The 19,337-nt window shown below is 60.2% G+C and carries 19 protein-coding genes; 11 read left to right on the top strand and 8 right to left on the bottom strand.

The genetic code is table 11. The features are described from left to right. Positions 1-15: 15 nt before the first annotated feature. The 3 genes from ftsX to ftsY are packed head-to-tail and all read right to left on the bottom strand — an operon-like array spanning position 16 to position 3,199. Positions 16-1,038 carry a permease-like cell division protein FtsX gene (gene ftsX, locus KGA97_RS04320; RefSeq protein WP_008026150.1) on the bottom strand — a complete coding sequence of 341 codons (1,023 nt, stop codon included), beginning with the start codon at positions 1,036-1,038 and terminating at the stop codon, positions 16-18. Then, on the bottom strand, positions 1,035-1,706 hold the full coding sequence (gene ftsE / locus KGA97_RS04315; protein ID WP_008026149.1) for a cell division ATP-binding protein FtsE: 672 nt from the start codon (positions 1,704-1,706) through the stop codon (positions 1,035-1,037). The genes ftsX and ftsE overlap by 4 nt, the downstream gene beginning before the upstream one ends. After that, a complete protein-coding gene (gene ftsY / locus KGA97_RS04310) occupies positions 1,703-3,199 on the bottom strand; it encodes a signal recognition particle-docking protein FtsY (RefSeq protein ID WP_223480257.1) in 1,497 nt (498 codons plus the stop codon). The genes ftsE and ftsY overlap by 4 nt, the downstream gene beginning before the upstream one ends. Before the next feature lie 343 nt (positions 3,200-3,542). Between ftsY and KGA97_RS04305 the strand changes: the two genes are divergently transcribed. The 6 genes from KGA97_RS04305 to KGA97_RS04280 all read left to right on the top strand — a co-directional run bounded on the left by KGA97_RS04305 (position 3,543) and on the right by KGA97_RS04280 (position 10,393). Further along, entirely contained in the window at positions 3,543-4,898 is a 1,356-nt protein-coding gene (locus KGA97_RS04305) for a M16 family metallopeptidase (RefSeq protein ID WP_008026145.1), read from the top strand. Next, entirely contained in the window at positions 4,891-6,381 is a 1,491-nt protein-coding gene (locus tag KGA97_RS04300) for a M16 family metallopeptidase (RefSeq protein ID WP_223480256.1), read from the top strand. Before KGA97_RS04305 ends, KGA97_RS04300 begins: the two co-directional genes overlap by 8 nt. Next, positions 6,381-6,995 carry a 16S rRNA (guanine(966)-N(2))-methyltransferase RsmD gene (rsmD, locus tag KGA97_RS04295; RefSeq protein ID WP_008040791.1) on the top strand — a complete coding sequence of 205 codons (615 nt, stop codon included), beginning with the start codon at positions 6,381-6,383 and terminating at the stop codon, positions 6,993-6,995. Before KGA97_RS04300 ends, rsmD begins: the two co-directional genes overlap by 1 nt. A gap of 148 nt (positions 6,996-7,143) precedes the next feature. Next, complete coding sequence (locus KGA97_RS04290; protein WP_207284880.1) at positions 7,144-8,376, top strand: M16 family metallopeptidase; 1,233 nt, start codon at positions 7,144-7,146, stop codon at positions 8,374-8,376. 186 nt (positions 8,377-8,562) lie between these two features. Beyond that, on the top strand, positions 8,563-9,561 hold the full coding sequence (locus KGA97_RS04285; RefSeq protein ID WP_223480255.1) for a hydrolase: 999 nt from the start codon (positions 8,563-8,565) through the stop codon (positions 9,559-9,561). Between the two features lie 4 nt (positions 9,562-9,565). Next, a complete protein-coding gene (locus tag KGA97_RS04280; RefSeq protein WP_223480254.1) occupies positions 9,566-10,393 on the top strand; it encodes an AraC family transcriptional regulator in 828 nt (275 codons plus the stop codon). Between the two features lie 95 nt (positions 10,394-10,488). Here KGA97_RS04280 and KGA97_RS04275 read toward each other — a convergent pair whose 3' ends face one another. Both KGA97_RS04275 and KGA97_RS04270 read right to left on the bottom strand, forming a co-directional pair. After that, complete coding sequence (locus tag KGA97_RS04275) at positions 10,489-11,343, bottom strand: sulfurtransferase (protein ID WP_008026135.1); 855 nt, start codon at positions 11,341-11,343, stop codon at positions 10,489-10,491. Between the two features lie 33 nt (positions 11,344-11,376). Further along, on the bottom strand, positions 11,377-12,048 hold the full coding sequence (locus KGA97_RS04270) for a TetR/AcrR family transcriptional regulator (RefSeq protein ID WP_008026133.1): 672 nt from the start codon (positions 12,046-12,048) through the stop codon (positions 11,377-11,379). A 146-nt stretch (positions 12,049-12,194) separates the two neighbouring features. Here KGA97_RS04270 and KGA97_RS04265 point away from each other — a divergent pair, with 146 nt between their 5' ends. The 5 genes from KGA97_RS04265 to KGA97_RS04245 all read left to right on the top strand — a co-directional run bounded on the left by KGA97_RS04265 (position 12,195) and on the right by KGA97_RS04245 (position 16,950). Further along, positions 12,195-13,625 carry a coniferyl aldehyde dehydrogenase gene (locus KGA97_RS04265; RefSeq protein WP_008040788.1) on the top strand — a complete coding sequence of 477 codons (1,431 nt, stop codon included), beginning with the start codon at positions 12,195-12,197 and terminating at the stop codon, positions 13,623-13,625. Between the two features lie 28 nt (positions 13,626-13,653). Further along, positions 13,654-14,199, top strand: coding sequence for a twin-arginine translocation pathway signal protein (locus KGA97_RS04260; protein WP_192227538.1), 546 nt, complete (start codon positions 13,654-13,656; stop codon positions 14,197-14,199). A 133-nt stretch (positions 14,200-14,332) separates the two neighbouring features. Further along, positions 14,333-15,928: a GMC family oxidoreductase gene (locus KGA97_RS04255; RefSeq protein WP_192227537.1), complete on the top strand. Its 1,596-nt coding sequence runs from the start codon at positions 14,333-14,335 to the stop codon at positions 15,926-15,928. A 115-nt stretch (positions 15,929-16,043) separates the two neighbouring features. Beyond that, positions 16,044-16,523: a pantetheine-phosphate adenylyltransferase gene (gene coaD / locus KGA97_RS04250; protein ID WP_003177462.1), complete on the top strand. Its 480-nt coding sequence runs from the start codon at positions 16,044-16,046 to the stop codon at positions 16,521-16,523. Positions 16,524-16,698: 175 nt separating this feature from the next. Next, positions 16,699-16,950 (top strand): YfhL family 4Fe-4S dicluster ferredoxin, encoded by a 252-nt coding sequence (locus tag KGA97_RS04245; protein ID WP_003195146.1) that lies wholly within the window; start codon positions 16,699-16,701, stop codon positions 16,948-16,950. Between the two features lie 109 nt (positions 16,951-17,059). On the opposite strand, the gene KGA97_RS04240 is transcribed toward KGA97_RS04245, so the two are convergent. The 3 genes from KGA97_RS04240 to KGA97_RS04230 are packed head-to-tail and all read right to left on the bottom strand — an operon-like array spanning position 17,060 to position 19,094. After that, positions 17,060-17,383 carry a multidrug transporter gene (locus tag KGA97_RS04240; RefSeq protein WP_223480253.1) on the bottom strand — a complete coding sequence of 108 codons (324 nt, stop codon included), beginning with the start codon at positions 17,381-17,383 and terminating at the stop codon, positions 17,060-17,062. Positions 17,384-17,436: 53 nt separating this feature from the next. After that, on the bottom strand, positions 17,437-18,249 hold the full coding sequence (gene mutM / locus KGA97_RS04235) for a bifunctional DNA-formamidopyrimidine glycosylase/DNA-(apurinic or apyrimidinic site) lyase (protein WP_008026119.1): 813 nt from the start codon (positions 18,247-18,249) through the stop codon (positions 17,437-17,439). A 29-nt stretch (positions 18,250-18,278) separates the two neighbouring features. Beyond that, the gene (locus KGA97_RS04230) at positions 18,279-19,094 is read right to left on the bottom strand and encodes an HDOD domain-containing protein (protein ID WP_207284943.1); all 816 of its coding nucleotides are present in this window, start codon (positions 19,092-19,094) and stop codon (positions 18,279-18,281) included. Between the last annotated feature and the right edge of the window lie 243 nt (positions 19,095-19,337).

Raw genomic sequence — 19,337 nt, 5'->3', positions numbered from 1 at the left:
ACGAGCAAAATGATACTACTTAGGCGCAAGCTCCCTCAGGTGGCGTGCGACTGCAATCCATGCACCGATATACCCTAACAGCACCGCGCCAAGCAAGAGAGACAGACCGTCGGCAACTGGCACTCCGGCCAGCGCAAAATTACTGCCATACAAACCGGCCAGTCCAACCACTGCCTCGTTCAGCCAGTTCAGGCCAAACGCCAATACGCCCCAGGAAAGTATCCCCGCACCGAAGCCATACAACGCGCCCATATATAGAAAGGGCCTGCGCACATAGCTGTCAGTGCCGCCGACGAGTTTAATCACTTCTATCTCTGTGCGGCGGTTTTCAATATGAAGACGAATGGTATTGCCTATCACCAAAAGTAATGCAGAAATCAGAAGCACGGTCAGACCGAAGACAAAACGGTCACCCAGCTTGAGGATGGCTGCCAGACGCTCGACCCAGACTAGATCAAGTTGCGCCTGTTGTACCTTCGGCAGCTCGGAAAGTTTTTGTCGTAATGCTTCAAGCGCGGGCTTGTCGACTTCGTTCGGGGTCACCAGCACCACGCCTGGCAGCGGGTTTTCCGGCAGTTCCTTCAACGCTTCGCCCAGGCCGGACTGCTGCTGAAACTCTTCCAGCGCCTGATCACGACCGACATATTCGGCATCAGCTACGCCCCGAATGCCTTTGATCTGATCGCGCAATGATTCGCCTTCAGCCGGGCTGACCTCAAGTTGCAGGTACAGGGAAATCTGTGCCGCGCGCTGCCAGGAACCGCCGAGACGTTCGACGTTACTTAGCAAAAGTGACAGGCCCATCGGCAAACTCAGGGCAACCGCCATCACCATGCAGGTGAAGAAACTGCCGATGGGATGCTTGCCCAGGCGCCGCAGACTGTCCAGCAGACTGGCGCGATGGCTTTCTATCCAGGCGCGGAACAGCGTGGCGAAGTCCGGACCGTCGTCATCGTCGTGTTTTTTCTTCTGCGGTTGCGGATCGGCGGCTTTCGGCGCCACGCGTTCGGAAACTTTAGGGCTGCGTGTCGCACTCATTCCCCAGCCTCCCCATCACCGATCAATCGGCCGCGTTGCAGAGTCAGCATGCGGTGACGCATACGGGCGATCAGGGCCAGGTCGTGACTGGCGATCAGCACGCTGGTGCCCAGACGGTTGATGTCTTCGAACACGCCCATGATCTCGGCCGCCAGGCGCGGGTCGAGGTTACCGGTCGGTTCATCCGCCAGCAGCAAGGCCGGGCGGTGAACGATGGCGCGGGCGATACCGACGCGCTGTTGCTGGCCGGTGGACAGGTCGCCGGGGTACAGATCGGTTTTGTCCGACAGCGCCACGCGCTCCAGTGCCGAATCCACACGCTTGGCGATTTCGGCCTTGGACAAACCAAGAATCTGCAACGGCAGGGCCACGTTGTTGAACACCGTGCGATCGAACAGCAACTGGTGATTCTGGAACACCACGCCGATCTGCCGACGCAGGTAAGGAATCTGCGCGTTGCTGATGGTGCCGAGGTCCTGACCGGCCAGCAGCAATTTGCCGGTGGTCGGACGCTCCATGGCCAGCAGCAGGCGCAACAAGGTGCTTTTACCGGCGCCGGAATGGCCGGTTACAAACAAGAATTCGCCCCGACGGACTCGAAAGCTCAGCTCATGCAAGCCGACGTGACCGTTCGGGTAGCGTTTACCGACCTGTTCGAAACGAATCATGAACGCTCCCGCTCGGCAAACAGTGCCTGGACAAAGGGTTCTGCTTCAAAGGTACGCAAGTCATCGATGCCTTCACCGACGCCGATGTAACGAATCGGCAGGCCGAACTGCTTGGCCAGGGCGAAAATCACCCCGCCCTTGGCGGTGCCGTCGAGCTTGGTCAGCGCCAGGCCGGTCAGTTCGACGGTCTGGTTGAATTGCTTGGCCTGGTTGATGGCGTTCTGCCCGGTGCCGGCATCGAGCACCAGCAGCACTTCGTGCGGCGCGTCGGCGTCGAGCTTGCCGATGACCCGGCGAACCTTCTTCAACTCTTCCATCAAATTGTCTTTGGTGTGCAGGCGACCGGCGGTGTCGGCGATCAACACGTCAATGCCACGGGCCTTGGCGGCTTGCACGGCGTCGAAGATCACCGAAGCCGAGTCGGCGCCGGTGTGCTGGGCGATCACCGGAATCTTGTTGCGCTCGCCCCAGACCTGCAATTGCTCGACTGCGGCGGCGCGGAAGGTGTCGCCCGCTGCGAGCATGACTTTCTTGCCTTCGAGTTGCAGCTTTTTCGCCAGCTTGCCGATGGTGGTGGTCTTGCCGGCGCCATTGACGCCAACGACCAGGATCACGAACGGCTTGTTCTGCGAGGTGATTTTCAGGGGTTGCTCGACCGGCTTGAGCATCGCCGCCAGTTCCGCCTGCAAGGACTTGTACAGCGCGTCGGCATCGGCCAGCTCTTTGCGGGCAACCTTTTGGGTCAGGCGCTGGATGATCACCGAAGTCGCTTCAACGCCCACGTCGGCGGTCAGCAAACGGGTTTCGATGTCTTCGAGCAGCTCGTCATCGATGATTTTCTTGCCAAGGAACAGGCTCGCCATGCCTTCGCCGATGCTGGCGCTGGTCTTGGACAGGCCTTGCTTGAGGCGGGCGAAGAAACCGGCTTTGGTTTCTTCGGTACGCACAGGCTCGACGGGTGTTTCGACCGGCACGACGGGCGCGGCGGTAACAGGGGCGGCGACCGGCGCAGGCACTGGTGCTTGAACAACTGGAGCAGCCGGCGCAACAAAGGCTGGAATCACAGGCTCAGGAATAACCGGCGCAGGTTCGGCCACAACAACTGGCTCAATCACTGGCACCTGAACGGGCGCAGGAGAAAACGCGCTCGGTGCAGGAATCGGCGGCGTAATGTGCGGCGCCAGCTCGTCTTCGACCAACGATACCGGCTCTTCCGCTACCGGCAAGGTCAGCCACGGCTCGGCGGCAGGCGTCAGCGGCTGTTCAGCCACGACGTCAGGTTGCGCCTCAACCACCGGTTGATGCACCGGCTCGGAGATCGGCAGGACAACCGGCGCCGGCGCTTCATCTATTACCGGCGCAGGTACTGGCTCAGGAATGGGCTGTGGCTGTTCGACGACGGTTTCCTGCGGCTTTTTGCGCAGCCATCCGAACAGGCTTTTCTTCTCGCCAGCCGCAGCTGGGGCTTTCTTGTCGTCGTTGGAACCAAACATGGAGGACGGCTATCTCACGGTAGCGACGCGCCAAAGGGCGCCTCGGCAAATAAATATTCGATGCAGAACAGACTGCGATTGACCCAGCTTGTTCACGCGCAACATTTTGTAGAGGTGCAAGTGGCACCTCACGGAAACGATTTCACGAAGGACTAACGCGGCAAAATCGGCGAAAAAGCAGAGTTTAGTTGATAAATTCCAACCTTCTGCCGCAAACCCATACAACCTGATCAAACGCAAAGGCCTGATAGGCGTGGCCGCCAGTAAAACGGATCAGTATCCTAGCACCCTCTCGCCCGCCGACGCTAAGACCAAGCGGGCAGCTCAACAGGTTTAAAAACGAATGAATGCTCTAGCCCGCCGCGCTGCAGGCCTGCTGCTCAGCACAGTTTGTCTGCCACTTTCAGTCTTTGCTGCCGATCCGCAACCCACCCACGAATTCACCCTCGACAATGGCCTGAAGGTCATCGTGCGCGAAGACCATCGCGCGCCGGTGGTGGTTTCCCAGGTCTGGTACAAGGTCGGGTCCAGCTACGAGACGCCGGGGCAGACCGGTTTGTCCCACGCCCTGGAACACATGATGTTCAAGGGCAGCGAGAAAGTCGGTCCCGGCGAAGCCTCGCTGATCCTGCGGGACCTCGGCGCCGAAGAGAATGCGTTCACCAGCGACGACTTCACCGCTTATTACCAGGTGCTGGCTCGCGACCGTCTGGGCGTGGCCTTCGAGCTCGAAGCCGACCGCATGGCCAGCCTGCGCCTGCCGGCCGACGAGTTCGCCCGCGAGATCGAAGTCATTAAAGAAGAACGTCGCCTGCGCACCGACGACAAGCCGATGTCCAAGGCCTACGAACGCTTCAAGGCCATGGCCTACCCGGCCAGCGGTTACCACACGCCGACCATCGGCTGGATGGCTGACCTGGACCGCATGAAAGTCGAAGAGCTGCGCCACTGGTACCAATCCTGGTACGTGCCGAACAACGCCACGCTGGTGGTGGTCGGCGACGTGACGCCGGACGAAGTGAAAACCCTGGCCCAGCGCTACTTCGGTCCAATCGCCAAGCGTGATGTGCCGCCGGCGAAGAAACCGATGGAACTGGCCGAGCCCGGCGAACGGCAGATTACGCTGCACGTGCAGACCCAACTGCCGAGCCTGATGCTGGGCTTCAACGTGCCAAGCATCGCCACCGCCGAAGACAAGCGTTCGGTCAACGCCTTGCGCCTGATCTCGGCCCTGCTCGACGGCGGCTACAGCGGGCGCATCCCGACGCAACTGGAGCGCGGCGAAGAGCTGGTGTCCGGCGGTTCGTCGAGCTACGACGCCTACACCCGCGGCGACAGCCTGTTCACCCTGTCGGCATCGCCGAACACCCAGAAAAACAAAACCATGGCCCAGGCCGAGGCCGGTTTGTGGAAGCTGCTCGAACAGCTGAAAACCACCGCGCCGTCCGCCGAAGAGCTAGAGCGGGTGCGGGCTCAAGTGATCGCTGGCCTGGTTTACGAGCGCGATTCGATCACCAGCCAGGCCACCGCTATCGGCCAACTGGAAACCGTCGGCCTGTCCTGGAAGCTGATGGACACCGAACTGGCCGAACTGGAAAGCGTCACGCCAGAAGACATCCAGAAAGCCGCCAAGCTGTATTTCACCCGCGAACGTCTCAGCGTCGCCCATGTCCTGCCACTGGAGACGACTCATGAGTGAGCGTAAAAAACCACGTCTGGCCCTGATCGGCCTGGTCGCTGTCGCATTGATTGGCTCCGCTGCCTTCTATTTCCTGAAGACCGACCACTCCAACGCCAGCGAAGCCCTCGACAAGGCCAAGTCCAGCCAGAAACTGCAATCGCTGGCCGAACTCGACGGCAAGGCACCGAGCCGCCGCTCGCTCAACGTGCAAACCTGGAACACCGCCGAAGGCGCCAAGGTGTTGTTCGTTGAAGCCCGCGAGTTGCCGATGTTCGACATGCGCCTGATCTTCGCCGCCGGCAGCAGCCAGGACGGCGATGCGCCGGGCCTGGCGGTACTGACCAATGCGATGCTCAACGAAGGCGTGGCCGGCAAAGATGTCGGCGCTATCGCTCAGGGCTTCGAAGGCCTGGGCGCCGACTTTGGCAACGGTGCGTTCAAGGACATGGCGCTGGCATCGCTGCGCAGCCTCAGTGCCGCCGACAAACGCGAGCCTGCGTTGAAGCTGTTCTCTGAAGTTGTCGGCAAACCGACCTTCCCCGCCGATTCGTTTGCGCGCATCAAGAACCAGATGCTCGCCGGCTTCGAATACCAGAAACAGAACCCCGGCAAACTGGCCAGTATCGAGCTGATGAACCGCTTGTACGGCGATCACCCGTACGCGCATTCCAGCGATGGCACGGCGAAAACCGTACCAGCCATCACCCTGGCTCAGTTGAAGACGTTCCATGAAAAAGCCTACGCCGCCGGCAACGTGGTGATAGCGCTGGTGGGGGACCTGTCCCGCGCCGAAGCCGAGGCGATTGCTGCGCAAGTCTCCAGTGCGCTGCCAAAAGGCCCGGCACTGGCGAAACTGCCGCAGCCTGAAGAACCGAAAGCCAGCATCGGCCACATCGAGTTCCCGTCCAAGCAGACCAACCTGATGCTCGCGCAACTGGGCATCGACCGTGACGACCCGGATTATGCAGCCCTGTCCATGGGCAACCAGATCCTCGGCGGCGGTGGCTTCGGCACCCGCTTGATGAGTGAAGTGCGCGAGAAGCGCGGCCTGACGTACGGCGTGTATTCGGGCTTCACCCCGATGCAGGCGCGCGGCCCGTTCATGATCAACCTGCAAACCCGCGCAGAGATGAGCGAAGGCACGCTGAAACTGGTGCAAGACGTGCTCGCCGACTACCTTAAAACCGGCCCGACCGAAAAAGAACTCGACGACGCCAAGCGTGAACTGGCCGGCAGCTTCCCGCTGTCCACCGCCAGCAACGCCGATATCGTCGGCCAGCTCGGCGCGATGGGTTTCTACAATCTGCCGTTGAGCTATCTGGAGGACTTCATGCAGCAGTCCCAGAGCCTGACTGTGGAACAAGTCAAAACCGCACTGAACAAACACCTGAGCACGGATAAAATGGTCATCGTCAGCGCTGGCCCGACCGTGCCGCAAAAGCCGTTACCGGCCCCTACTGATAAACCTGCCGAGCAGCCGCTCGGGGTTCCGGAGCATTAATGGCCACTTCCCGTCCAAAAAAACCTGTTCATAACGTGCACAACGGCGTGAACCAACTGCGCATCATCGGCGGCGAATGGCGCAGCCGAAAGTTGAGCTTCCCTGACGCGCCGGGCCTGCGCCCGACCCCGGACCGGGTGCGTGAAACCCTGTTTAACTGGCTCGCGCCGTATGTGGCCGGGGCCAAGGTGCTCGACCCGTTCGCCGGTAGCGGCGCGCTGTTTCTTGAAGCCTTGTCCCGTGGCGCAGCCATGGGCCAGGCGCTGGACGCGAGCAATATCGCGGTGTCCAGCCTGAAGGAACATCTGGGCACGCTGCGTTGCACCACCGGCCAGGTTCAGACTGCCGACGCCTTGCGCTATCTGGAAACCCAGCCAGCAGTGGCTTACGACCTGGTGTTCCTCGACCCGCCGTTCAACCAGAACCTGTTGCCGACCGTATGCACCCTGCTCGAAGAGCGCCAATGGCTGGCGGACGACGCGTGGGTGTACACCGAAAGCGAAACCGCCCCCTCGACGCTTGGCCTGCCGGCCAACTGGCGCCTGCACCGTGAGCAGAAATCCGGGCGCGTCTACTATTCGTTGTGGCAACGAAGCATAGAAACACCTTCTTAAAAATCACCGGGATGGGCAAGTTGCCCATCCTGTTACCCACTCCGCTTGTTTTTCAAACGGCAACACATTCCATGTAGCAGGGTTCTACTGCGTTAACCCATTGTGAACGTGCGAAATAACTCGCATGGACGCAAAGGATTGTTGACGGATGAATGCATCAACCAAAGAAACCCCATCCCGCCCGACTCATGATTTCACGCTTGATAATGGCTTGAGGGTTATCGTGCGCGAAGATCATCGCAAAGCCGAATTCTACTCGACGCTACTCTACAAAGTCGGGTCCAGCTATGAGCATCCTGATGAGCAAGATATTAGCTCTATCGTTATGAATGCACTCGTCGATGACTATGACCATAGCCTTGTGGAGGAAGTGGGCGGCGACTACTTTAACTACGCTGCACAAGACAGCACTTGCATTGAGCTACAGATGCCGCGTGGACAACTTGAAACGGCTTTTGTACTCCAGTCCACGGTGATGAAAAAAGAGCCATCAGACGAAGTATTCCGTCGTCACTGGGATGACAGTATTCTCAAAAGCAAAGAAAAGTCTTCGTTCATTTCAGCCACTTTATTCAGCCCGGAACTGGAAGCATTAATAGAAACAGGGTCGAGCTACTACCAGTCACCCGAGGGTATGACCGCAAGCCTTGAACGTTTAAACCTGGAAAAAATCCGGCATTGGCAAAAAACCTGGTATGGGCCAAACAATGCAGTTCTGGTTGTGGCGGGAGACGTCGAACCAGACGAGGTCAAACGCCTTGCCGAGCACTATTTCGGGGACATTGCCCAAAGCGATGTACCAGACCGTCCCTTTATCCTTGGGCCGTCAGAACCCGGATATCGCCAAATAACACAGCACCTGGATACTAAACGCCCCCTGATGTTGATCATCTTCAACGTACCGAGTTTAGTGACCACAACCGAACCGCATTCCCTCAGGGCGTTGCAAGTACTGAGTTCCGCTCACCTCGACCCGGCGTTCACGGGGGCACATCTTTCTCCACCCGCCTCTAACATGCCTCGATTCAATCGGGGTGATACCCGCCTAAGCCTTGCTTTTCATTTCGAGGGAGATCCAGGCGAAGCGGAAGCTCATTTCTGGGCGTTGTTGGAGGACGTTAAGCGCACGCCGTTCTCCCAGGCCGAACTTGTGGCAGCAATCGAAAACGCCAGCAATGAACAAAAAAACATCAACGACACACTCTCTGGACAGTCGGAAATTATTGGACTTTTAGTTGCAAACGGATTGCCGTGGGAATTGATAGATCTTGAGATCGCGCAACTGGAGAGTGTCACCCCGGATGATATCCAGAAAGCCGCCCAGACCTACCTGATCCGTGAGCGTGCCACAGTTGGTTATATTTTCCCCATGGAACAGTAAAAAGCTCCGGATCGGTTGGCGACATCATCGGATAGATTAGCCATTGCCTGCTTGAGATGAGGCAGCACCGATAGAAATTCGGGCAGATGCACTACTCGTTGTGGCAACGTATGGCAGAGATCGCCGGTTAACCGACCGGCCTGAAAAGGTGCGCACAGGTTGCGCACCGCTGCATCGAGAGCAATCGTGTCTTTTCCGTCAGAACGCTTCACCCCTGCCTTCGGCCTGGGCAACCCGCACTTGCAGACCTTGTGGGGACCGCTTTGGCGCAAAACCACGCACATCGAGCGCGAACGCGAACGCTTGTGGCTCGAAGATGGCGACTTTCTTGACCTGGACTGGCACGGCCCGCACAGCGCCGATGCACCGCTGGTGCTGGTGCTGCATGGTCTGACCGGCTCTTCCAATTCGCCTTACGTGGCCGGCGTGCAAAAAGCCTTGGGCGCCCAAGGCTGGGCCAGCGTCGCGCTGAACTGGCGCGGCTGCTCGGGTGAACCGAATCTGTTGCCGCGCAGCTACCATTCCGGCGCCAGTGAAGATTTGGCCGAAACCATCAAGCACCTGCGGGCCAAACGGCCGCTCGCGCCGCTGTATGCGGTCGGTTATTCCCTCGGCGGCAACGTTTTGCTCAAACACTTGGGTGAAACCGGCAGCGACAGTGGCGTGCTCGGCGCCGTGGCGGTGTCGGTGCCGTTTCGGCTCGATCAGTGCGCCGACCGCATCGGCCAGGGTTTTTCGAAGGTGTACCAGGCGCACTTCATGCGCGAGATGGTCGCCTACATCAAGAACAAGCAGCGGCAGTTCCAGCATGACGGGCGCGAGGATGGTCTGGCGGAATTGGCCGCGCTGGGTTCGCTGGAAAACATGCGCACGTTCTGGGATTTCGATGGCCGGGTGACCGCGCCACTACACGGTTTCACCGATGCGCAGGATTACTATCGCCGCGCCTCTAGCCGCTACTTTCTGGGCGAAATCCGCACGCCGACGCTGATCATTCAGGCCGCCGACGACCCGTTTGTATTTCCGCACAGCCTGCCGCAGGCCGAGGAACTGTCCGCCAGCACTCAATTCGAACTGCAAGCCAAGGGTGGGCATGTCGGCTTCGTCGATGGCTCGTTCCGGCAGCCGGGTTATTACCTGGAACGGCGCATCCCGCAGTGGCTGGCCGCTGCAGGTCGCGGGTAAACCGATGGACATCGATCAGGGCGAGTCGATCCGTTTCTGGCAAACGGCGCCTTTGGCCGGGGTCGAGTTGTTGTCCGCACGCTACATCGAACACCGTTTTGCCCCGCACGTGCATGACGGTTACGTGATCGGCATGATCATGGCCGGCGCCCAGCGTTACCGCTATCGCGGCGCCGAACACCTGGCGGGCAGCGGCACGCTCGTTTTGATCAACCCCGACGAGTTGCACACCGGCCACAAAGGCACGGAAGACGGCTGGTTGTACCGGGCGTTTTATCCCGACAGCGGGCAGATTCTGTCACTGCTCGATGAGCTGGAACTGCCGACCCATAACCTGCCGGCATTTGGCGCCACGCTGTATCGCGATCCGGACCTGGTGAAGGGCTTCTGCCAACTGCATCGTTTGCTTGAAACGCCCTCCACCGCCCTGCAACAGCAGACTGCCTGGCGAGAGTTGATGTTGTCGCTGCTGCAACGTCACGCCGCCGTTCCGGATGCCGGCAAACCCGGCAAGGAACACCGGGCGGTGACGCAGGCCAAGGAACTGCTGCAAGCGCAATTGGCGGCGCCGCCGTCGCTGGAAGAACTCGCGGCAGCGGTCAATCTGTCGCCCTTTCATTTCGCCCGGGTATTCCGTAGCGCCACCGGCATGCCACCGCACACCTGGTTGATGCAGCAGCGCATCGCTCGGGCGCGGGCGTTGTTGCAGGGCGGCTGTTTGCCGTTGGAAGTGGCGACGCAACTGGGGTTTGCCGACCAGAGTCATCTGAGTCGACAGTTCAAGCAGGTTTACGGAGTGGGGCCGGGGGCGTATCGCAGAGCACTCCTGTAGGAGCCAGCTTGCTGGCGATAGAAGCGCCGCGGTATTTCAGGCAGACCGCGTCATCGTTCATCGCCAGCAAGCCGGCTCCTACAGGGGATTTGTGTTTATTCGCCGGTGGCGATGCCACGCGCGGGGTCGTTGATCCATTCGCTCCACGAACCGGCATACAACGAACCCAACGGATATCCCGCGAGGCACAAGGCGAACAGGTTATGGCACGCCGTCACGCCGGAACCGCAATACGCCACCAGATCGGTCGGCGAACGTTGACCGAGTTTCGCGGCAAAGCGCTGCTTGAGCTGATCGGCCGGCAGAAAACGCCCGTCGCTGCCAAGGTTATCGGTGAACGCCGCACATTGCGCGCCGGGAATGTGCCCGGCAATCGGGTCGATCGGCTCCACTTCACCCTTGAAGCGCGGCAAGGCGCGGGCATCGAGCAAGGTCAAATCGGGCTGGCCGAGACGGTGCTGAAGCTGTTCGGCGTTCAACAGCAGCGTATTGTCCGGCGTTCCCGCGAAGGTGCCACGTTCAATACCGGGCGCATCAAGGCTCAAGGGCAAACCCGCCGCGTGCCAGGCCTTGAGCCCGCCATCGAGGATAAACACGCCGTCACGCTTGCCCAGCCAGGCCAGCAACCACCACGCCCGCGCCGCGTAGGCACCGGGGCCGTCGTCATACAAAACCACATCGCTGTCGGCATTGATGCCCCAGGCTTGCAGGCGTTCGATCAAGTCCGCAGGTTGCGGCAACGGATGGCGCCCGGTCACGCCCTTGACCACCGCTCCGCTCAAATCACGCTCAAGATCAGCGAAGCTCGACCCGGCGATGTGCCCTTCGGCATAGCTGCGCTGGCCGTAGTCCGGGTCTTCGAGGGCAAAACGACAATCAAGAATCACCAACCCCGGCTGGTCCTTTTTCAGGTCCAGTGCTTGCGGGCTGATCAGTTGCGCAATGGGCATAACGGGCTCCTGTGAGATGGTCGATTTTGAATCCTACTGCACTTCTTCCAGCGCCTGGGCCAGCGGCACGTAAAACTCCTCGTACAGCGCGTTCACCGCATCGCGAGACTGATCGGTGACAAAACCGGCCTCCAGCACCAGCACCTGATACACGCCGCGTTTGATCGCCTGCTCGCTCAGGTGATTGGAATTTTCCCGCGTGGTGCACAGGAAACGCACCCAGGACGTGAGGATGATCCACGCATTGAGCGTCAGGGATTCAATCTGCACCTTATCCATGGACAGGATGCCGGCCTCGACGAATCCCGCGTAGATGTGCGTGCCATAGATCAGGCAGCGCTGGGAAAAGCGCCGATAACGGGCGGCGAGCTCCGGATCGCTGTCGAGCAAGTGCTCGAGATCACGATGCAAAAACCGGTAGCGCCACATCGCCGCCAGCAACTCCTGAAGGTAGAAGCGCTTGTCTTCAACCGTCGCGGCGCGCCCCTGGGGCGGGCGCAGGAAGCTGTCCACCAGGCTTTCGTACTCACTGAACAGCACGGCGATGATCGCCTGCTTGTTGGGGAAGTGGTAGTAGAGGTTGCCCGGAGAAATGTCCATGTGGGCAGCAATGTGGTTGGTGCTGATGCTGCGCTCACCCTGCTGGTTGAACAGCTCCAGGCTGTTCTGCACGATGCGCTCGCTGGTTTTGATCCGAGGGGCCATGGCTTGAGCTTTAATTCAGAGTGCGTTGAGGGGCATCTTACGACCTAACCGCGAGCGGATAAAACAACGCGATGTCAGGATCTCATTTGACTTTATAGAGCATAGACTCTAAAAAGTTCTTCACTACAATAAATCCGGAGCCGACCATGACTGCTGACATCGCCTACCTGCAGAAGCTGCAGCAGCCCCTGGAGGAACTTCAAAACCGCTTCGACGATCAGCGCGCAGCCTATGCCGCCAACCCGATGCCGCCCGCCGCCCAGCGACTTCAATGGCTCAAAGCCCTGCGCGATTTGTTGAGCAATGAACGTCAGGCCCTGATCGATGCGATCAGCCAGGACTTCAGCCACCGCAGCGCCGATGAAACCCTGCTCGCCGAACTGATGCCCAGCCTGCACGGCATTCACTATGCCAGCCAGCACCTCAAAGGCTGGATGAAACCCTCGCGACGCAAGGTCGGCGTGGCCTTTCAGCCGGCCTCGGCGAAAGTCGTTTATCAGCCGCTGGGCGTGGTCGGGGTGATCGTGCCGTGGAACTACCCGCTGTTTCTGGCCATCGGCCCTTTGGTTGGCGCGTTGTCGGCGGGCAATCGGGTGATGCTCAAACTCAGCGAATCGACCCCTGCCACCGGTCTGCTGCTCAAGGAATTGCTGGGCCGGATCTTCCCCGAAGACCTGGTTTGCGTGGTGCTCGGCGAGGCCGATATCGGCGTGGCGTTCTCCCGCCTGCGTTTCGATCACTTGCTGTTCACCGGCGCCACCAGCATCGGCAAACACGTGATGCGCGCGGCGGCCGAGAACCTGACGCCGGTAACGCTGGAACTGGGCGGCAAGTCCCCGGCCATCGTCTCTCGTGATGTGCCGTTGAAAGACGCCGCCGAACGCATTGCGTTCGGCAAGACGCTCAACGCCGGGCAAACCTGCGTCGCCCCGGACTACGTAATGGTGCCGGAAGACCGCGTGGGTTCTTTCGTCGAAGCCTACCGTCAGGCGGTTCGCGGGTTTTATCCGACACTGGCTGACAACCCGGACTACACCGCGATCATCAATGACCGACAACTGGCCCGGCTCAACGGCTACATCAGCGACGCCACCAGCAAGGGCGCGCTGCTGATTCCGCTGTTCGACCAGGGCCAGGGCCGGCGCATGAGCCACAGCCTGCTGCTGAACGTCACCGACGAGATGATGGTGATGCAGGACGAAATCTTCGGTCCGCTGCTGCCGATCGTTCCGTACAAGGATCTGGATGAAGCGTTTGCCTACATCAACCAGCGACCTCGTCCGTTGGCGCTGTATTACTTCGGCTACGACAAGCGCGAACAAAACCGCGTCCTGCACGAGACCCATTCCGGAGGCGTGTGCCTGAACGACACGTTGCTGCACGTCGCGCAGGACGACATGCCCTTCGGTGGCATCGGCCCCTCGGGCATGGGCCATTACCACGGCCACGAAGGTTTCCTGACGTTCAGCAAGGCCAAAGGTGTGCTGATCAAACAGCGTTTCAACGCGGCGAAACTGATCTACCCGCCGTACGGAAAAACCATTCAGAAACTGATCCAGAAGCTGTTTATCCGCTAACGACCTTCACCGCCGGGTAATAACAATAATGAGCCCAAGCCTGTCCGATACACCCGCGCTGTCACGGCGTGGCCTGCTTAAATTCAGCCTTGGCGCAAGCGCGTTTCTGGCCACGGCCGGACTCGGCGCGAGCCTCAGCGGGTGCTCGTCGAGCATCCCGGCCAGCGGTTTCGCGATCCTGCGCAGCGGCGATCTATTGTTTTTACGGGCGCTGATTCCGGTGATGCTCGATGGCGCCGTGGTCGCCGGGAAAATGCCGATGGCACTCGACCAGACCCTGCACTGCCTGGATAACGGCCTCAATCACCTGTCGCCGGAAATGCTCAAGCTCACTCAGCAATTGTTCGATGTGCTGGGGATGGCCGTGACTCGCGGGCCGCTGACCGGGATCTGGGGCAGTTGGGAAAACGCCAGCGCCGATGAGATCCGGCACTTTCTTGATCGCTGGGAAAACAGCTCGTTGAGTCTGTTGCGCATGGGGCATAGCTCGTTGCTGCAACTGGTGATGATGGCGTGGTACAGCCGGGCTGAGTCGTGGGCGCATTGTGGGTATCCCGGGCCGCCTACGGTTTGAGACCGAGTTGGCCCCTTCGCGGGCAAGCCTCGCTCCTACAGGGATCGCGCGCCCCCTGTAGGAGCGAGGCTTGCCCACGAAGGCGGCCTGATGAACGACACATTTCTCAATATAAAAACAAGAGAACCCGAATATGCCCGTACCCGATCCGTTCCGCGAAGGCATGGCCCGTGGCTGGAAAACCCACAACGGCTCGCAACTGACCCAGGACCTGACCCTCGAAGCGGACGTGGCGATCATCGGCAGCGGCGCGGGCGGCGGCACCACCGCTGAAATCCTCAGCGCCGCCGGCTACAAGGTGCTGTTGATCGAAGAAGGCCCGCTCAAGACCAGCAGCGATTTCAAGATGCTTGAAGACCAGGCCTACACCAGCCTCTATCAGGAAGGCATCGGCCGCATGAGCAAGGACGGCGCGATCACCATCCTTCAGGGTCGCGCGGTGGGCGGCACCACGCTGATCAACTGGACCTCGAGTTTCCGCACGCCGGAGCCGACACTCGAACACTGGGCCCGGGAGCACAACGTCAAAGGCCACAGCCCGGCCGAGATGGCGCCTTGGTTCGAGAAAATGGAGCAACGTCTGGGCGTCGCACCCTGGATGGTCCCGCCGAACGCCAACAACGACGTGATTCGCAAAGGCTGCGAGCAGCTCGGCTACAGCTGGCACGTGATCCCGCGCAACGTGCGCGGCTGCTGGAACCTTGGCTACTGCGGCATGGGCTGCCCGACCAACGCCAAGCAATCGATGATGGTCACGACGATTCCAGCGACCCTGGAAAAGGGTGGCGAGCTTCTTTACCTGGCCCGCGCCGAGAAACTGATGATCAAGGACGGCAAGGTCACCGGCCTGCAATGTGTGGCGATGGATGATCGCTGCGTCGCCCCCACGGGCAAGACAATCACGGTCAAGGCGCGGCATTACGTGCTGGCCGGCGGCGGCATCAACAGCCCCGCGTTGCTGTTGCGTTCCGACGCGCCCGATCCGCACAAACGTTTGGGCAAGCGCACCTTCCTGCATTTAGTGAACATGTCGGCCGGGCTGTTCGACGAGGTGATCAACCCGTTCTACGGCGCGCCGCAGTCGATCTATTCCGACCATTTTCAATGGCAGAACGGCACCACCGGACCGATGGCCTACAAACTCGAAGTGCCGCCCCTGCACCCGGCGCTGGCGGCCACATTGCTCGGCGGTTTTGGCCAGGAAAGCGCCCGACACATGGAAAACCTGCCGCATACCCACGCCATGCTGGCGTTACTGCGCGATGGCTTTCACCCGGACAGCCCCGGTGGCAGCGTCGAATTGCGCGGCGACAACACGCCCGTGCTCGATTATCAGGTTTCACCCTACGCCTGGGACGGCTTGCGCCGCGCCTTCCACAGCATGGCCGAGATCCAGTTCGCCGGCGGCGCCAACGCCGTGATGCCGATGCACGCCGATGCGCGCTATGTGAAAACCCTGGCCGAGGCGCGCACGCTGATCGACGGCCTGAGCCTTGAGTTGTATCGCACACGCTTGGGCAGTGCCCATGTGATGGGCGGTTGCGCCATGGGCGAAGACCCGAAAAACGCCGTGACCGACAGCCTCGGCCGGCATCATCAGCTCAGCAACCTGTCGATCCACGACGGCTCGCTGTTCCCCACCAGCATTGGTGCAAACCCGCAATTGTCGGTCTACGGGCTGACGGCGCAACTGGCGACTTCGTTGGCCGAACGTTTGAAAAACCCATGAAAAGAGCGAATATTCCTATCGTCTATAGTGCTTTCTTACCCAACAGGCGACTTGGCCGACCGGGAAGGCTGCGATACCATCCGACTCCCCAACGGACTCCCGCCAGGACGACGCGATGAACCGAGTGTTGTACCCAGGTACCTTCGACCCTATTACCAAGGGCCATGGCGATCTGGTCGAACGCGCCGCGCGCCTGTTCGATCATGTGATCATCGCCGTCGCCGCCAGCCCGAAAAAAAACCCGTTGTTTCCCCTGGAACAGCGTGTGGAGCTGGCCCGCGAGGTCACTAAACATCTGCCGAACGTAGAAGTCGTCGGCTTTTCGACGCTGTTGGCGCATTTCGCCAAAGAGAAGAATGCCAACGTGTTCCTGCGTGGTTTGCGCGCGGTCTCGGACTTCGAATACGAATTTCAGCTGGCCAACATGAACCGTCAGTTGGCGCCGGATGTGGAAAGCCTGTTTCTTACACCGTCCGAGCGCTATTCGTTCATTTCCTCGACGCTGGTCCGTGAAATCGCGGCGTTGGGCGGCGATATCACCAAGTTCGTCCACCCTGCGGTGGCGGACGCCCTGACACTTCGATTTAAAAAATAACACCAGACCTGCAGGAGCCAGCTTGCTGGCGATGGATGTTAACGAGACGAGTGCTGCCTGAATGAACGCGGCGCTCTCCCGCCCATCGCCAGCAAGCTGGCTCCTACAGCGCCAATGCGGCACAATTGCGCATTGGTTTTTAGCGCCCGGGCCTGCCGCCCCGGCTGGAGTTAGCATGTCCCTGATCATCACCGACGATTGCATCAACTGCGACGTCTGCGAACCCGAGTGCCCGAACGCCGCCATTTCCCAAGGCGAAGAGATCTACGTGATCGACCCGAACCTGTGCACCCAGTGTGTCGGCCACTACGACGAACCTCAGTGCCAGCAGGTGTGCCCGGTGGATTGCATTCCACTGGACGAAGCGCATCCGGAGACTGAAGAGCAGTTGATGGAGAAGTACCGGAAGATTACCGGTAAGGCGTGAGCCATGAGGCGTCTGTGAGGACGCCTTCGCGGGCAAGCCTCGCTCCTACAGGTTCGCGGTATTTTCGTAAACCTGTAGGAGCGAGGCTTGCCCGCGAAGCTTTTAGGCTTCACTCCCGCTGCTCAAACCCTTCCCCGATACACCCCAGACACCTCACGAACGCCGCTTTCGCCGGGTCGACCACCAACGCCTGTCCCGCGTCGCCGACATTGCCGCCCAGCGCGGTAAACGGCAACGACACCACAAACGCCCCCGCACCAATCACCGTTGCCACGACCAGCAAGGGTCGGGCAATCAGCAAGTCGCCGAGCATGGCGTACGCCGGGGGATTCTGGATGGTGTAGCGCGGGTCACCGCTGCCGGTATTTGCTGCCAGCGCTGGCGCACCGGCACTCAGCATTAAAACCACGGCAAGGGTTCGGAACAGGTTCATGGCACAGTCCTTCGACTAGGCAGTGAGAACACTGACTATAGACCGCAGCAGTATCAGCTCTGGCAGCGCGGGCAAAAGACGCTGGCGCGCTGCCCGAGTTTGACTTCCCGCAGCTCTGTTCCGCAGACCTTGCACGGCTGACTGCCACGGCCGTACACGAACAATTCCTGCTGGAAATAACCGGGCTGACCGTCGCCGCCGATAAAGTCGCGCAACGTCGTACCGCCGCGCTCGATGGCAGCGGCCAGGATGCGTTTGATCTCGATCGCCAATTTCAAATAGCGCGCCCGGGAAATGCTCTTGGCCTCGCGGCGCGGGTCGATACCGGCCGCAAACAGCGCTTCGGTCGCGTAGATATTGCCCACGCCGACCACCACGGCGTTGTCCATGATGAACGGTTTGACTGCCATCGAACGCCCGCGAGACTGCTGGAACAAGCGCTCGCCGTCGAACAGGTCGGTCAACGGTTCCGGCCCCAGGCGAATCAGCAATTCATGGTTGAGCGGATCGAGGCTCCAGAGCATCGCGCCGAACCGTCGCGGGTCCGTGTAACGCAGGGCCAGGCCCGATTCCAGCTCGATATCCACATGCTCATGCTTGGCGGCCGGCAGGCCGACTTCCACCAGGCGCAGATTGCCCGACATGCCCAAGTGGCTGATCAGCGTGCCGACTTCGGCGTTGATCAGCAGGTACTTGGCGCGCCGCTCAACCAGCACGATACGCTGGCCGGAGAGCCGCACATCCAGGTCTTCAGGGATCGGCCAGCGCAGGCGACGGTCACGCACGATCACCCGGCTGACGCGCTGGCCTTCCAGGTACGGCGCAATACCGCGGCGGGTGGTTTCGACTTCCGGCAGTTCAGGCATGGTGCTCTCGAATCAGGCGCTGACGGCACTCAGCGGTGAGTGCCGAGGTCGCGAATCGTTTGTTTGAGGGTTTCGAAGTCGTAGTCCGAGAGGCCCACGTAATCGAGTACCAGCGGCGCGATGGTGTTCCATTCATGGTCCTCGTTCTGGTTGCCCAGTACCCGGTAGGACGCACAAATGTGCTCGGCCATTTTCAGGATCGCCAACAGGTTTTTCAGCTGGCTATTGCGCGAGGACTCATCGCTGAAAATCGCCAGCGCATTGTGGTGATTGGCGATCGCCGTGCTCACGTGCTCCGGCAGGCGCCAGGATTTGGCCGTGTAATAACCGACCACCGCATGGTTGGTATTGAACACCCGATTTTCTGTGTCCACTACCCGGCATTCGGCACTGGCGCTGGCGTAGGCTTCTTCCAGCGTGGTCATGTAGTCCGGGAAGCGTTGCAGCATCAGCGGCACGCCGCAGTCGTGGAACAGGCCCAGGGCGTACGCTTCATCGCCGGCCTGGACGCCGATGCGCTTGGCCAAGGTCAGGCAGGTCATCGCCACATCTTGAGCGGTGTCCCAGAAACGGTTCAGGGTGACGATGGTGTCATCGTTCATTTCACCCTTGATCGACTGCGCGTTGATCAGGTTGATGATCGAACGGCTGCCCAGCAGATTCACCGCACGCTGGATCGAGGCGATCTTGTTGCTCAAGCCGTAATACGGTGAGTTGACGATTTTCAGCAGGGAACCAGAGAGGCCCGGGTCCTGGGAGATCAGCTTGGCGATCACTTCCAGATCCGGGTCGGGCATGTACTGCTCCATCTGCAGATCCACCATGATCTGCGGCTGGGCCGGCACGCTGATGCCTTGCAGGGACTGTTGGATCTGTTCGGTGGTCAGCTCTTGGGACATAAGTACACACTCTGGGACAGGCGCCGATTCTAACCTTTATAAAGTTGGATCCGACAGGTCGGCGGGCAACATCGGCCAAAGTTTCATTTCCGTGGAGCATTTGAAATTGCCTTCGCGGGCAAGCCTCGCTCCTACATTTGGAATGCGTCCCCCTGTAGGAGCGAGGCTTGCCCGCGAAGGCGTCATCAG

Origin of the sequence: Pseudomonas sp. BF-B-15 (genome assembly GCF_019946675.1) — a bacterium.
Lineage (GTDB): Bacteria > Pseudomonadota > Gammaproteobacteria > Pseudomonadales > Pseudomonadaceae > Aquipseudomonas > Aquipseudomonas migulae.
This window is presented reverse-complemented; position numbering and strand designations above follow the sequence as displayed.